Origin of the sequence: Kribbella sp. NPDC049174 (genome assembly GCF_043197365.1) — a bacterium.
Classification (GTDB): Bacteria; Actinomycetota; Actinomycetes; order Propionibacteriales; family Kribbellaceae; genus Kribbella.
Genome location: NZ_JBICSZ010000010.1, coordinates 276,958 through 290,930, shown reverse-complemented (window position 1 = coordinate 290,930; position 13,973 = coordinate 276,958). Strand labels below are relative to the sequence as shown.

Genomic DNA, 13,973 nt, shown 5'->3' with positions numbered 1-13,973 from the left:
AGTTCACACGCCGCTCACCAGTGAGATGGATCAGAATTCTCGACCGGGCGGACCGTCGCGGCGCGGGTGAGTCCGTGACTGCTCGGCGGGCTCAGGTGGCCTGACGGCTCCGGAGGCGCGGCCGACGCCGGATGTGGCGGCGATGGCGTCGCGGATGTCGGGTGGCAGGGCCTGGCGGATCGGAGCGGCGTGGGAAGTGACGGCCACGCCGGCCAAGGTTTGGATCCTGGTGCCGCGGGCGCGACCGAGGCGGGCTGCGGCGACGTCGAACGGGCGGTCATTCTTGCGTGGTTCGAACGCGACGATCTCGCGGTAGGGCAGGCCGCCGTCCTCGGCCTCGAACTCCCGGTACAGCAGGCGGTGGGAGGGGCCGAGTTCGTGGTTGCGCCGGGCCTCCGGGATCACTGGGAGCTTGATCTCTGCACAGTCGCTGAGGTCGTACTTGCCGAAGCCGAGTCGTTTGCCGGCGAAGAGTTCTTCCTGACCATGCGCGAGAGCGCGAAGCCCAAGCTCGAGGGCCTCGAGTTCGCGGCGGCGCAGGCCACCGGGTGTTTGAGTCGCGGCTGCTCGCTTGAGTACGGCCAGTTGTTGCAGCACCTCCCGGTGAATGAGGAGGCGGTACTGCGTCATTGCGGCTTGGGCAGGTCGGAGTCGTCGACGGGCTCGCTGAGGTCCAAGCCGAGCTCATCGGCGACTTCTTCGATGGGGATTGACGGCTGGGGGTTTGCGAGGCGGTGGCGGAGGACCGAGTAGCTGGAGTCGAAGCCCTCCTCGTCAGTGGCGGCGGCTTCGAGGGCGCGCCAGACCTCGAACGGAATGACGACGCCCTCAGGCTGGCCGGCATCACCGAAGATCAGCGGCTCGGTCGCGCCGGAGCGGAACAGGTTCAAGAGGTTGGACAGGTGTTTCGAGGCTTCCGCGGTGGTGAGCACCCAGACACGGTCGCCACCGGGGAGCAGGTACTCGGTTTCGGGATCCATGGGCAACAGCTTAGGAGCGGGGCGCCTCGCGCGGCGGGAGTTATCCACAGGGGTGTTCTGAGTAGCCTGGGGGGATGGGTGAAGGGCGTTGGGTTGAGGTTCGGGTGTTGGGGGCTGAGCTTGATGCCGAGCGGGTGGGGAAGGCTGTTCGGCAGTTGCGGAAGGAGCTGGCTGAGCAGGAGTTCATGACTCAGGCGGGGATCGGGGACGAGCCGGCGACGGCGGTTGCGCTGAGCGGGCCGGATGGCACGATTCCCGGGTTGGTCGCCGTACTGCGGCATTGGATTTGCCGGCGTCATGGTCCGGGGACAGTCAGGCTGACCGTGGGCGACGAGTCGATCGAGGTGGACAAACCGTCGTTCGACGAGAAATCGCTGAAAGCGTTCCTGACCAAGCACTAGCTCAACCGTCGAGGGCCTCGCGCACAGCCGGAAGCCCGGAGCCGTAGTGGCCCCGGGCTGTTCCAGCGGGTGGTCAGCGCAGGCTGGCGAAGAACTTGCGGAGGTCGGCGGTGAGTTCCTCCGGGCGCTCCAGCGACGCGTAGTGGCCGCCGGTTTCGAAGTTGGACCAGTGGACGATGTTGGTGTTGTCGCGCTCGGCCAGCGGGCGGATCGTCTTGAAGTCGTCGGCGAACACGGCGACGCCGGTCGGGGCGTGGTTCTGGACCGGTTCGGTGCCGGAATGGGCCTCTTCGTAGTGGTAGCGACCGGCCGCGGCGGAGCTGTTGGTGAACCAGTACAGCGACACCTCGGTCAGGATCTGGTCCTGCGTGACCAGGCTGGTTCCGTTGCCGAAGCTGTTGAACAGTTCGTTCCAGGCGAGCTGGCCGACCGGCGAGTCGGAGATGCCGACGGAGACGGTCTGCGGGCGGGTCGCGTTGATCTGGTTGTATCCGCCGACCGACTGGAACCACTGCAGGTGCTCCAGCGCCGCGTAGTCCGCCGGCGTGAACTTCTCGAACTCGGCCGGATCGCCCGACGGGAACGAGAACAGTTGAAGTACGTGCAGTCCCAGGAAGCCCTCGGGGTTCAGGATGCCGAGCTCCCGCCCGACCAGCGCGCCGGCGTCGGAGCCATGAGTGCCGTACGACGAGTAGCCGAGCCGGCGCATCAAGGTGTCGAAGGTGCGAGCCACCCGGGCCATCGTCCAGCCGCGGTCGACCAGCGGCGTACTGAAACCGAAACCGGGGATGGACGGTACGACGACGGAGAACGCGTCCTCGGCCGAGCCGCCGTACGCGACCGGATCGGTCAGCGGGCCGATCATGTCGAGGAAGTCGACGAACGACCCCGGGTAGGAGTGGGTCAGCAGCAGCGGCGTCGCACCCTCGACCGCCGACGGGACGTGGATGAAGTGGACGGTCTGGCCGTCGATCTCGGTCAGGTAGTGCGGGAACTCGTTCATCCGCTTTTCCTGCGCCCGCCAGTCGAACCCGTGCTGCCAGTGGTCGACCATCTCGCGGAGGTAGTGGTTCGGGGTGCCGTAGTCCCAGTTGTCGCCGGGAACGGGTTCGGGCAGCCGCGTCCGCGCGAGGCGGGCGAGCAGATCGTCCAGGTCAGCCTGGGCGATGTCGACGGTGAAGGGCCGGATGCTCTCGTTTGTGCTCATGGCTTCACAGTAGAATCCTTATAGGAACACTAGATTCCTATTTAGGAGATGAATTTGCTCGAGACTTCGTCGCGGTTGCTGAGCCTGCTGGCGCTGCTGCAGACCCGCCCGGCCTGGACCGGCGCGGAGCTGGCCGACCGGCTCGAGGTCACCACCCGGACGATCCGGAACGACATCGACCGGCTGCGCGAGCTCGGGTACCCGGTCGACGCGACCCGTGGGCCGGCCGGGCACTACCAGCTGGGGGTCGGTGCCAAGCTGCCGCCGTTGCTCTTGGACGATGAGGAAGCGGTGGCGGTCGCCGTCGGCCTGCGGACGGGAGCCGGCGTGGTCGGGATGGCGGAGAGCAGTGCGCGGGCGTTGACGAAGCTCGAGCAGGTGCTGCCGCATCGGCTCCGGCGACAGGTGAACGCGATCCACAGCACGATGGAGAAGGGTCCGGACAACACCGGGTCCAACGTGCCGGATCCCGAGATCGACCCGGCGGTGCTGACTGCGGTCGCGGCCTGTATCCGAGACGAGCACTATCTGCGCTTCGACTATTCGGTACCTGTCGACGCTCCGTTCCGCGGTCCGGGATCGGGAAGCGGATCCGATCTGCCCATCCTGGTGGAGCCGTATCGGTTGGTGAGCTGGCAGCGGTACTGGTACCTGGTCGCGCGCGACGAGGCCGACGCCTGGCGCACCTATCGCGTCGACTGGATGTCGTTGCGGATGGCAACAGGTCGTCGCTACCAGCCGCGCCCGATGCCGGGTGACGACTACACAGACTTCGTACTGCGAGATGTCGCGACAACGGGGTGGAAGGTCCACGCCCGCATCACCGTCTTCGCTCCCGCCCAGGAGGTCCTGTCCCGGATCCATGCCGCGGTCGGTGTGGTCGAGTCCGTCGACGACGCGACCAGCGTGCTCGTCACCGGCGCCGAATCCCTCGAGATCGTTGCCGTCTACATCGGCATGCTCGGCCTCGACTTCCACGTCGACAACCCGCCGGAACTCGTCCAGCACCTCAAAACCATCGGCAACCGCTACCTCCGCGCAATCACCTGACGGCTTCCGCACGACGGAGTACCCCGCCGTGCCCGCTTCCGCGCTTCTCGGGAAGAAGTCGTCGCCAGGTGCAACCTCTTCTTCCGGAAGCTCAGGTTTGCTCGGAGCCCAGGCCGGCGTTGCGGGCCTGGATGATGGCGGTGGCGCGGTCGGCGATGCCTAGTTTGGTGAAGATGGTGGAGACGTTGTTGGCGACTGTCTTGGCGGCGAGGTCGAGGCGGTTGGCTATGGCGGTATTGGAGAGGCCGGCCGCGAGCAGGTCGAGGATCTGGCGTTCGCGGGTGGTGAGCTCAGGGAACGGCTCGGCCGCGGGCGGAGGTGCGGAGAAGAAGCTCAGGACGCGGCGGGCGACGCCGGGGCCGAAGATCGCCTCCCCGGCGGCGACGGCGCGGATGGCCCGGGCGATCTCGTCCTGCTCTGCGCCTTTGACCAGGTAGCCGCGCGCGCCGGCGCGCATCGCGGCGAAGACCGAGTCGTCGTCCTCGAACATCGTCAGCACCAGTACGGCGACGTCCGGCGCCGATCGCGCCAACTCGCGCGTTGCCGCGAACCCATCGAGGTCGGGCATCTGCAGATCGAGTACGGCGACATCCGGGCGCGACGTGACCACCTCACGGATCGCCTCGCGGCCGGTCGCGGCGACACCCACGACCTCGATCCCTGGCAGCGATGTGAGCAAGGCTGACAATCCCGCACGTACGACCGGATGATCATCGGCCAGCACCACGCGAATCATGCGTGCTCCAACGGAAAACTCGCCCGTACGACGCCTCCGCTAGGCGACGGCCCTGCCTCGAACCGACCGCCGAGCTCCGCGGCGCGCTCCCGCATCGCGTGCAGCCCGACGCCGGGACGCCACTCGCCGTTCGGCGGCCCGTCGTCGGTCACCTCGATCTCCAGGTCCTTGTCACAGCGCAACGCTAGTACGGCGTATGTCGCGTGCGAGTGTCTGACAATGTTCGTGAGCGCCTCGGTCGCAATCCGGTACGCCGCGACCTCCAGAGCCGCGGGCAGCGCCGGCAACCCGTCCGCCGAGACCTCCACCTGGATCGACGCCCCATCCGCCCGGAACGACAGCTGGTCGGCGCGCTGCCGCAGTGCTCCGACCAGGCCGAGTTCGTCCAGCGCGGGCGGTCGCAGGTCGTCGACTAGTCGTCGTACATCGGCAATTGCCATACGAGTGTCACTGCGTAACGTGCTGAGAAGGTTGCGTGCCTGGTCTGTGTCGGTGGATATCAAGTTGGCGGCCGCGTCGGCGGTGAACGCGACGCCAGTCAGTGTCGGGCCGAGACCGTCGTGCAGGTCGCGGCGGATTCGGCGGCGTTCCTCCTCGCGGGCCGAGACCAGCTTCTCGCGGGACGACTGCAGTTCGGCGGACAGACGGGTCGCGTGGACGGCGACGGCTAGCGGTACGGCGACCAGGCCGATCACGTTGCGGTCGGTCGACGACAACTCCGACTCGCCCGACCTCAGGCCGATGTTCAGTACGCCGACCGTGGTCCCGCCGTACTCGAGCTCCAGCGGTACGACGGTGACCGGTAGCGAACCGTCCGAGGCGACGATCGCGTTGTCGACAATCAGAGCGACATACGGGAACCGGAGGGCCGAGCGGATGGAGGCGACGACACCGGGTAGACCGGCCGATAGTTGCTCGCCCACACGGGACGCGACGCGAGCAGGGTCGCGGCGGTCGCCGTACAGGGCGCGATCGACGAGCTGCTGCAGGCGCGGCAGGATCGGAGCGATGATCAGGGCAATGAGGACCGTGATCGCGGCGGATCGCCCGACCCGCGAAGAGATCAGCGAACCCAGGATCGCGGCCAGGGCCGCGTAGGCGCCGACGGCAACCAATGACAGCAGGGCCCAGGTCAGTGCGCGCGACACGACCAGCCGGATGTCGAGGAGTTGGTAGCGCACGATCGCGACCGCGACTGCCACCGGAATCAACGGAATCGCCAGCAGAACCAGGATCGGGGTGCCGGCGATGAAGGACCACGGGGTCACGAAGAGGATCGCGATGACGGATGCCAGCAGCAACCACAGGAGTTGCCGACGGCCCACTTCGTCAGCCCGGCGGTACCTGATCGTCAGACAGGTGATGGCCAGCAGCAACGCGACGAGGTTGCGGAGTTCGGTCATCGTCCAGAGCGGCTGAAGAGCGTCGTACGACGAGAAGCTCAGGTAGCCGGGCGGAAGTCCCTCGCCGGGTGCGCTGCCATCGCCGGCCATCTCCAGGACGAACAGAGGTGCGGTGGCGATGATGCCGATCGCGGCCCAGCGCCAGCGGGGTGAGAGCAGACTGCCGGTCGGGAACAGCAGGAGCGCCAGCGGAAGGAACAGGCCGATCGACCACGGCCAGGCCGCCATCGAGAGCGTGACGATCAGGCGCTGGGCGACCATCGGGGCGTCCGCGTCGCCCATCAGCTGGCCGATCGGCGTGGTCACCGCCGTCGTGGCGTGTCCGATGCCATCGGCGATGAACAACCAGCCGATCGGGTTGCTCGGCCGATGCCACGCGATCACCGCGCCGCACAGCCCGAACGTCAGCCCCATCAACCCGTTCGTCACCACGAACGCCTCGACCAGGATCTGCCAGCCCCACCCCAGCACCGCAGCGAGGATGAGGGCGGCGACCACTTCCGCGGCGACGAACCCGCCCAGCCCACCCGCCAGCCAACGCCGGTTCCGGTCCGAGGAGCCGCCGAGCCCGCCCGCCGGTCCGGGGTCGGTCCGGTCGGAGGCCTCGTCGAGTCCGTCCGCGAGCCCGCCGTGGGGGCGGTCGGAGGTCTCGCCGGGCCCGCCTGCCGGCGCGCGACTGGGCCCGCCGGGCCCGTCGGCCAGGCCTCGGTGGGTGGGGTGGTTTGAGGCCTTCATACCGGCAGTGTGCGCCTGGAGATGTCCCGGCGTCTCGGGATTGGGTTCCCGGGCGGGTCGGGGGATTGCCTGATGGCGGGGGAGTGCGTGCCCAGGTGTCAGACGGGGTGATCGCCAGACAGTGGTGCCCTGAGAGAGGGGAAAACATGTCTGACAAGACCAATGTGTCTGACAAGAACAACATGTCTGGCAAGAACAAGGTGGGGTTGCTTGTACTGGCGCTGGTGTCGGTCGCGGATCTGCTGACGCCGGTCTTGACCGATGGGGAGCACCCGCCGATGGAGATCGCGATCGGTGCGGCGGTCATCGGTCTGGTGAGCCTGGTGCTGGTCGGACTCGCGTGGCAAGGCAAACGCTGGCCGCTGGCGCCGCTCATCACGCTGCGGCTCGCCTCGGCGCTCCTGGCTGTGCCGGCATTCTTCGCCTCCGACGTCCCCACAGCCGCCGTCGCGGCCGCAGGAGTCGGTGTGGCGGCAACAATCTTCGGAGTCGTGGCGGTGCTGCTGCCGTCCCGTGAGTTGGCAGGTGTGCGATGACCCAGACAATGACCAGTACGACGCGAGCCGACGTACGACCCGTATCGCGGTGGTTCGCCGCACTGATCCTGCCGATCGGCCCGGCCGCGATCGCGCTGCTGCGGTACTTCCTCCCGTACGACACGGTCGACGACCCGGCGACCATCACCACGAAGATCGTCGGCAATCTCGATCGAGGCTCGCTCGTTCTCTGGCTGGGATTCATCGGGATCCTGACGCTGGTCCCCGGCGTGTACGCCGTCGGCCGGGTCACCCGTCGCCGGGCCCCGTGGCTTACCGCGATCGCTCTGCTGCTCGTCGTACCGGGGTATCTCGCTCTTCCGTGGATGGCATCCAGCGACATCTTCATCTGGTCCGCAGGTACGGCGGGTCTGGATCCGGCCGCGATCACCCGGGCCGCCGAGGCCACGCACGGGTCGATGGACGTCGCCGGTGTCACGTTCGTCCTCGGTCATGTGATCGGCACGATCCTGCTCGGGATCGCGATGTGGCGCTCGCACCTCGTGCCCCGGTGGGCTGCGGTCGCGACCGCGATCTCGCAGCCGATCCACTTCGTCGCCGCGGTCGTGCTGGTCAGTCACACGCTCGATCTCGTCGGCTGGGGTCTGCAGGCAGCCGGGTTCGCCGCGGTGGGGTGGGCGATCCTCCGGATGCGCGACGACGACTGGGAACCGTTGCCCTAAGGTGCAAAACACAGTCGGCCCCGGGCTCGTCCGGCGCTACGCTCGATCGCACCGCTAGGGGAGTGCGATCCGTCGATCGCATCGCAAGGGAGTGCGACGACGTCGACAGGGGGAGTGGGATGGCGGAGACGGACGAGTCCGGGATCGACATGTCGCGGGGGAGTTTCAAGCTCGCGGACGCGGAGACGCAGGACACCGCGAAGCTGGCGATGATCCTGGACCTGATGGCGCAGCGGCCCGCCGTACAGACCCTGAAGGCGTGGGCGCTCGAACAACTCGCGCCGGCCGCTGGAGAGACCGCGGTCGACGTCGGCTCGGGGACCGGCGAGGACGTCGTCCGGTTCGCCAAGCTGGTCGGCGCTCACGGGCGGGCGATCGGTGTCGAACCGAGCGCGGGCCTTCGGGCGGAAGCGGTACGGCGCGCCACGGAAGCGACCGTGGAGCGTGCCGCGGGAACGAACGTAGAGTCCGTGGACGGGGACGCGGAAGCGACCGGGGAGTCCGTGGACCGTGCCGCGGAAGCGACCGTCGAGTTCGTCGACGGATACGCCGGAGCGTTGCCCTTCGAGCCGGAGTCGGTGGACGCGCTGCGCAGCGAGCGGGTGCTGCAACATGTGGCGGACCCGGCCGGCGCTGTGCAGGACATGGCCCGGGTACTGCGGCCCGGCGGGCGGATCGCGTTGATCGACACGGACTGGTCGACCGCGATCATCCACCCGGCGGATCCCGCCGTACTCAAGCGCATGGTCGACTACTTCGTCGGCGACTCGGCGAACCCGTACTCCGGTCGCCGGCTGCGCGGCCTGCTCGCCGGCGCCGGCCTGGAGATCACCGGCGAGACCGCCGCGACCTGGATCGAAGCGCAGGAAGGCGCGCGGCAGGGTTTCGTCTCGATGATGCACCTGACCTCCCTCGAGGCCGGGATCATCACCCGCGCGGAGGCCGAGGCGTTCGCTCAGGGAATCGCCGACGCCGCCGACCGCGGCGCGTTCCACTTGTCCCTCACGATGTACGCCGTGAGCGCGCGAAAACCGGCCGGCTAAGGACCTGCGCTCCGTGGCTAAGGCATCGCCGTCGTGATCGATGCGCGTTCGCACGATGTGGGGTTCGGCGTGGTGATCGACCGTGGTGAGACAGGACCACTCGCCACAAGGAGAAGCCATGAACCCCAAGAAGTGCGTCGTCGTCGGATCGATGCTCGGAGTCTGCCTCAGCCCGCTCGCTGCGGCGACGGCTGCGGCCGGGCTGCCGGCGGAGAGTTCAGCGCCCGCCGTAGTCGTCCCGCACGACCCGCCGGTGCGGGACCACAACTATCCCGCGGACGACCCGCTGTATGAGGCGGCTGCGGTCAACGCGTCGACGGCGGCGAACTCGTCCGATGACAACGCCACGGCCGCACTCCAGATCGGGGTCGTCCTGGGCGCGGCCGGTGCCGGCCTCACCCTGGGCGCAGTCCAGCTGTACCACCGTCGCCAAAAACGGGCCACCTGATCCCGACGACGTGCGTCCGCCGGAGGGTCAGGTCGGCGTGGCAGGACGCTTGTCCAGTCCGAGTCGCGCGGCCAGTGCGGCAACCTGCACACGGCTTTGGACGCCGAACTTCTCCATGATGTGAGTGACGTGCACACTGGCGGTCTTCGGGCTCATGAACAGTGCTTTGCCGATCTCACGGTTGGTCAGACCGTCGGTGAGCAGGACGAGTACCTGCTGTTCGCGTTCGGTGAGAACCGGGGGCCAGAGGGGTGCATCCGGTTCTGGTTCGCGAGCATGCTGGGCCGCGTGGTGGGGTTCGGCGGCTGGCTGGAGATCGAGTCTGGCCAGTTGCCGAAGGCGGTCGATGTCCTCGAGTAGCGGCAGTGCGCCGAGCTGTTCCGCAAGCAACTTCGCAGCACGCAGTTGGTCCGCGGCCGTGCGCCGGATCTCCGGGCCGGCTCCGCGCTCGAGTAGGGCTTCGGCGGCCCGTACCCGCGCGCGAGCCTCGTCGAATGGCCGACCCAGCGTGGCCCACTCGCGCGCCGCGGTCAGCCACGGCTCGACACGCAAGACACCTGCCGCCCGCGACCGCTCGCCCTCCACCATCGCGGCCACCGCGGCCGCCGTCCTACCGCTGGTCGGTGCCTTGAGCAACGAGACGAGCCGTTCGAGAGACTCTGGCGCAGCGACAGTCGCTGCTGCGTCCAGCCCGGCCAGGAGGAGATCGACCGTTTCATCCTGATCGAGGGTCACATGCACTCTCTCGGCGATCGACAACGCCAGCTGCAGAGACTCGTCAGCGCGACCGGTCTGAAGCAGCAGACGTGTCTGAACCTCGCCGTACAACGCCACGAACTGCGGTTGGTCACGCTCGGCCAACGATGTCGCCTGGGTCTGCAGCTCCTCAGCGGCCGTGATGTCACCTCGCGCCAGACGTACCAGAGCCAACACCCCTTGGAAGAACCCCAGCTCCGACGGCACCGACGGGTCGGACAGCCACGCCAGCGCCTCGTCCCAGCGGCCCGACTCGTACAGCGCGGAGACGACGTTGCCATCCATGACGTCTTCGAGCCAATGCCGCCCCAGCATGAGTGGATGCACCGCGTTCCGGACCATGTGCCCGACGCGGGCCGCCTGATCGGCCTCGCCCAGCCGCAAATAGAGGTCGGTCAGCATGACGCCTGCCATCGCCAGATCCTCTGGCTCGGCCAGCCGCTGCGCGATCACCAGCGCTGTTTCGTAACGCCCAAGTCCCTCCGTGACATCGCCGGAGAGAACCGCCGCGAGACCCAACAAGGTATGGGCGGTGCCGACCGTTCGTCTGTCGCCACACCTGGTTCCGAGCTCGAGTGCGGTTCTTGCCGGGCCGAGTGCCTCGTCCCACCGGTGTGCGGTGCCCAGCACCATCGCGCGCCGCGCCTGGATACGCGCCCAGGTGAGTTCGTCCCCGGGTGAAGCGAGCTGTTCGGCCAGCTCGACATCGCGCACCGCGCCCTCGGTGGTGCCCAGGACCATGCCTAACCAGCTGCGCGTCAACGCCGCGCGCACCACAAGATCGGCCGCGCCGGTGTCGGCAGACAGCTCGCCGTCCAACAGTTCCATGGCCCGATCCGCCTGTCCGATCGCGCCGAGATGATTGGCGGCTGCATCCAGCAATGCCAGCTTCTGCGGTACCCCTGACCGCCTGTGGTTCGCGCTGTCCCACATCGACGCGGCGACGGCGTACCAATGCCCGGCCTCGGCGATCGAGAACCCTTGCTCGGCCGCCTCCGCGGCGCGCACTGCCCATACCAAGGCCTGGTCCGCGTCACCCGATCGTTCATACTGTCCAGCCACCTCGGCCAGCACCGGATGGCGAGCGGTCCATCCGTGTGGGGGATCACGCACCATGAGCCCGGACGCGTACGCCTCAGCGACAGCCTCAGCGTCACCGGCGGCCGCCACCAGCAGCTCGTCGTCCGTCAGCGCGCGGCCATGCGTCGCCGCGATCCCCACGATCTGGCGAGTCGTGGGCGCGACGGCGTCCAGCCTGGAGCCTAGAACCTGTCGTAACGAGGCTGACGGCCTTGCACCACCGCGGGCCAGCTCAGCACTCAGATACGGATTGCCCGCACTTTGGCTGTGCACGGCTTCGCCGATCTCGGTGGGATAGCCGGTCAGCTGCCGGATCGTCTCCGCGAGCGTGAGCCGGCGCAGAGCCACGTCGACGATCGCGGGATTGCGCAACTGCTCACCGATCCAGCGCTCACGCCCAGGATCCGTCTCCTCGTCCCGCCAACTGAAGACGACCAGCAGACCTGACTCCGGCAGATTGCGGCACAGGTGAGCCAAGAAGTCGAGCGTCGATGTGTCAGCCCAATGCACGTCCTCCACGGCCAGGACCGCGCCGTCCCGCGCCATCTCACGCAGCTTCGTCAGCATCGCCTCAACGGCCCGCGCCCGCCCCTCCGCGGACGACGTGAACGATCCGCCGGCGACGCTCCGGACCACTGCCAACGCCGGGTCCAACCCGCCGTACGCGACTGCCCCCGACATCGGAGCACACGCTCCGCGGAGAACCCGCAGCCCGGCAGCGTTCGCGTCGTCCAACACGACCCGAACCAACGCCGTCTTCCCGATACCCGCCTCACCCCTGACGATCACCGCGGCCGACTCTGTCGACAGCCCGGTGACAAGTCCCCCAAGGGTCGCGAGCTCGTCATCACGGCCGACAAGCTCCGTGCCCACCCCACCATCATGCGCTCAAACACACACAGTGGTACGGCGACGTCGCTCTCGGGCTGCAGATCCGGCTTCAGAGTCCGTGCTGCTCGAGGAACGCGACGGTGCGGGCCATCGAGGTCGGCCAGGCGGGGCCGAAGGCGTGTTCCTCGCCGGGGTAGGTGTACATCGAGGCGGTCTTGCCGGCTGCCTTGAGGGCGGCGAGGGCCTCGCGGGACCACGCGATCGGGCAGGTCGAGTCGGACTCGCCGTGGTGGATGAGCATCGGCTCAGTGACCCGGTCGAAGAAGTTGATCGCCGACACGTTGCGCCAGAACGCCGGGTTCCGCGCGGGTTCGCCGTACGCGCGCAGGACGGTCGCGCCGATCGGACGGTCGTTCCGCATCCAGCGGTTGAAGTTGTCCGCGGCGTCGGCACTGACCGGTGCGAAGACGACCCCGGCCTTGATCAGCCCGGGTTGCGCGACCATCGCGTTGTAGGTGACCCCGCCGCCCATCGACCGGCCGAGCATGCCGATCCGGTTCGGGTCGACGGACGGGGAGGTGCGCAGCGCGAGTACGGCGTTGATCGCGTCCTCGGTGTAGCCGAGGCGCATGTCCACGCCCTCGCGCGGATCGTCAGACGATTGTGCATGTCCGCGATAGTCGGTATGTAAGACAACGTAACCGCGCCGGGCAAGGTAGTCCTGCTCACGCATCAGGCCGCGGCCGTTGGTGTAGATCGCCGGGTCGATGTGACCGTGGTTCAGGACGAGTGCGGGGTGCTTGCCGGGCGTGCGGGGGACGTTCATGATGCCGGAGATCGTCAGCGCGCCGCTCCGGTACGTGACGTAGTACCGGGTGTAGGCGGAGTTGCGAGCGAGCACCCGGCCGAGGCGGAGGTTCCCGCCGTTGTACTTCTTCGTCATCATCGCCTGCAGCGACACCGGATGCGGCGCCGCTGTAGGAGTCGTGGTGGTCGGTGTCGGTGCTGGTGTCGAGGGCGCCGGTGTGGTCGGCGGAGCGGATGACGTGGTGGGGGTCGAGGAGGTCGCGCTCGGAGTTGACGCGGGGGATGCCGCGTCGCCCTCGGAGGTACAGGCGCTCGCAGCCGTCATCGCAAGCGCGGCGACTCCCGCCCACGCCATCCGCCGGTTCATACCCTCAAGTCTGCCGCCGCCTTCGCCGAACCCACCGAAAGTCCAGACAACGATTGACGGCGCGGCCATTGGACGATCAGTACGGCTGCCAGCACCAGCGAGCCGCCGAGCCACTGGATCACGCTCAGCGTTTCGCCGAACACGACTGCTGCCGCGACCACTGTCACCACCGGCTCGAGGATGGACAGGATCGAGGCGACCGATGGGCCGACCCGCGCCATCCCGGCGAAGAACAGCAGGATCGCGCCGACCGTGCTGACCAAAGCCAACGCTCCCAGCCACAACCAGCCGATCGGAGCGAAGCCGAGGTCGGTGCCGCCTCGCAGGAACCCGGCGACTAGGAACGTGCCGAATGCTCCGATGCAGACGAGCGCAGCCAACGCGAGCGGGGGCACGTCGGCGGTCACTCGGTCGCCGACCAGGATGTAGCCGGTGTAGGTGAGCGCGGCGCCCAACGCCAGCAGGGCGCCTAGCCAATTGAATCGACCGCTCGTCGCCCCGCTGAGCACCAGCACGATGCCGGTCAGGGCAATGCCTAGCGCCCAGACCCGCCGTCGCGACGCTCGCTCTCGGCCGAGCATGATCGCGCCGGCCATGACCAGCACCGGGTACACGTAGAGGATCAGCGCGACCAGTGAGGCGTCGATTCTGGCCAGCGCGGAGAAGTAGAGACCGGCCTGCGCGGCGTAGCCGAAGACCCCCATACCTAGCCCGGCCAGCACGGCCCGGCGGGGGAGTTGGCGCAGTGCGCCTCGGGCTAATGCGATGGTCATCAGCAGTCCACCGGCCAGCCCGAAGCGGACCAGCAGCAGCGCGTCCACCAACACACCTGCGTCGTAGGCCAATTTGCCGAACACGGCCATCGCCCCGAATCCGGCGGCGGAAAGTAAGCAGAAGAGGCGTCCCACGA

Annotated in this window: 14 protein-coding genes; 6 read left to right on the top strand and 8 right to left on the bottom strand. The window is 68.2% G+C overall.

Going from position 1 to position 13,973, the window contains the following annotated elements:
* Nucleotides 1-30: 30 nt before the first annotated feature.
* On the bottom strand, nt 31-630 hold the full coding sequence (locus ACGFIF_RS37450; RefSeq protein WP_393161270.1) for a hypothetical protein: 600 nt from the start codon (nt 628-630) through the stop codon (nt 31-33).
* Nucleotides 627-980 (bottom strand): hypothetical protein, encoded by a 354-nt coding sequence (locus ACGFIF_RS37445; protein ID WP_393161268.1) that lies wholly within the window; start codon nt 978-980, stop codon nt 627-629. The genes ACGFIF_RS37450 and ACGFIF_RS37445 overlap by 4 nt, the downstream gene beginning before the upstream one ends.
* A 74-nt stretch (nt 981-1,054) precedes the next feature.
* Here ACGFIF_RS37445 and ACGFIF_RS37440 point away from each other — a divergent pair, with 74 nt between their 5' ends.
* Nucleotides 1,055-1,381, top strand: a complete 327-nt coding sequence (locus ACGFIF_RS37440; RefSeq protein WP_393161266.1) for a hypothetical protein — start codon at nt 1,055-1,057, stop codon at nt 1,379-1,381.
* Between the two features lie 73 nt (nt 1,382-1,454).
* Here ACGFIF_RS37440 and ACGFIF_RS37435 read toward each other — a convergent pair whose 3' ends face one another.
* Entirely contained in the window at nt 1,455-2,588 is a 1,134-nt protein-coding gene (locus ACGFIF_RS37435) for an epoxide hydrolase family protein (RefSeq protein WP_393161264.1), read from the bottom strand.
* A gap of 54 nt (nt 2,589-2,642) precedes the next feature.
* Between ACGFIF_RS37435 and ACGFIF_RS37430 the strand changes: the two genes are divergently transcribed.
* Complete coding sequence (locus ACGFIF_RS37430) at nt 2,643-3,638, top strand: helix-turn-helix transcriptional regulator (protein ID WP_393161428.1); 996 nt, start codon at nt 2,643-2,645, stop codon at nt 3,636-3,638.
* 91 nt (nt 3,639-3,729) lie between these two features.
* Here the strand turns inward: ACGFIF_RS37430 and ACGFIF_RS37425 are convergent, their stop codons facing one another.
* On the bottom strand, nt 3,730-4,374 hold the full coding sequence (locus ACGFIF_RS37425) for a response regulator (protein ID WP_393161262.1): 645 nt from the start codon (nt 4,372-4,374) through the stop codon (nt 3,730-3,732).
* The gene (locus tag ACGFIF_RS37420; protein WP_393161260.1) at nt 4,371-6,512 is read right to left on the bottom strand and encodes a sensor histidine kinase; all 2,142 of its coding nucleotides are present in this window, start codon (nt 6,510-6,512) and stop codon (nt 4,371-4,373) included. The genes ACGFIF_RS37425 and ACGFIF_RS37420 overlap by 4 nt, the downstream gene beginning before the upstream one ends.
* A 146-nt stretch (nt 6,513-6,658) precedes the next feature.
* Between ACGFIF_RS37420 and ACGFIF_RS37415 the strand changes: the two genes are divergently transcribed.
* From ACGFIF_RS37415 to ACGFIF_RS37400, 4 genes are all read left to right on the top strand, one after another.
* Entirely contained in the window at nt 6,659-7,048 is a 390-nt protein-coding gene (locus ACGFIF_RS37415) for a hypothetical protein (protein WP_393161258.1), read from the top strand.
* Complete coding sequence (locus ACGFIF_RS37410) at nt 7,045-7,731, top strand: hypothetical protein (RefSeq protein WP_393161256.1); 687 nt, start codon at nt 7,045-7,047, stop codon at nt 7,729-7,731. The genes ACGFIF_RS37415 and ACGFIF_RS37410 overlap by 4 nt, the downstream gene beginning before the upstream one ends.
* Nucleotides 7,732-7,850: 119 nt before the next feature.
* Entirely contained in the window at nt 7,851-8,774 is a 924-nt protein-coding gene (locus ACGFIF_RS37405; RefSeq protein ID WP_393161254.1) for a methyltransferase domain-containing protein, read from the top strand.
* Between the two features lie 118 nt (nt 8,775-8,892).
* Nucleotides 8,893-9,222: a hypothetical protein gene (locus tag ACGFIF_RS37400; protein WP_393161252.1), complete on the top strand. Its 330-nt coding sequence runs from the start codon at nt 8,893-8,895 to the stop codon at nt 9,220-9,222.
* 27 nt (nt 9,223-9,249) lie between these two features.
* Here ACGFIF_RS37400 and ACGFIF_RS37395 read toward each other — a convergent pair whose 3' ends face one another.
* The 3 genes from ACGFIF_RS37395 to ACGFIF_RS37385 form a co-directional block, all read right to left on the bottom strand.
* On the bottom strand, nt 9,250-11,931 hold the full coding sequence (locus ACGFIF_RS37395) for an AAA family ATPase (RefSeq protein WP_393161250.1): 2,682 nt from the start codon (nt 11,929-11,931) through the stop codon (nt 9,250-9,252).
* A 67-nt stretch (nt 11,932-11,998) separates the two neighbouring features.
* Nucleotides 11,999-13,063, bottom strand: coding sequence for an alpha/beta hydrolase family protein (locus ACGFIF_RS37390; protein WP_393161248.1), 1,065 nt, complete (start codon nt 13,061-13,063; stop codon nt 11,999-12,001).
* Nucleotides 13,060-13,971, bottom strand: a complete 912-nt coding sequence (locus tag ACGFIF_RS37385) for a DMT family transporter (RefSeq protein WP_393161246.1) — start codon at nt 13,969-13,971, stop codon at nt 13,060-13,062. Before ACGFIF_RS37385 ends, ACGFIF_RS37390 begins: the two co-directional genes overlap by 4 nt.
* Nucleotides 13,972-13,973 lie beyond the last annotated feature (2 nt).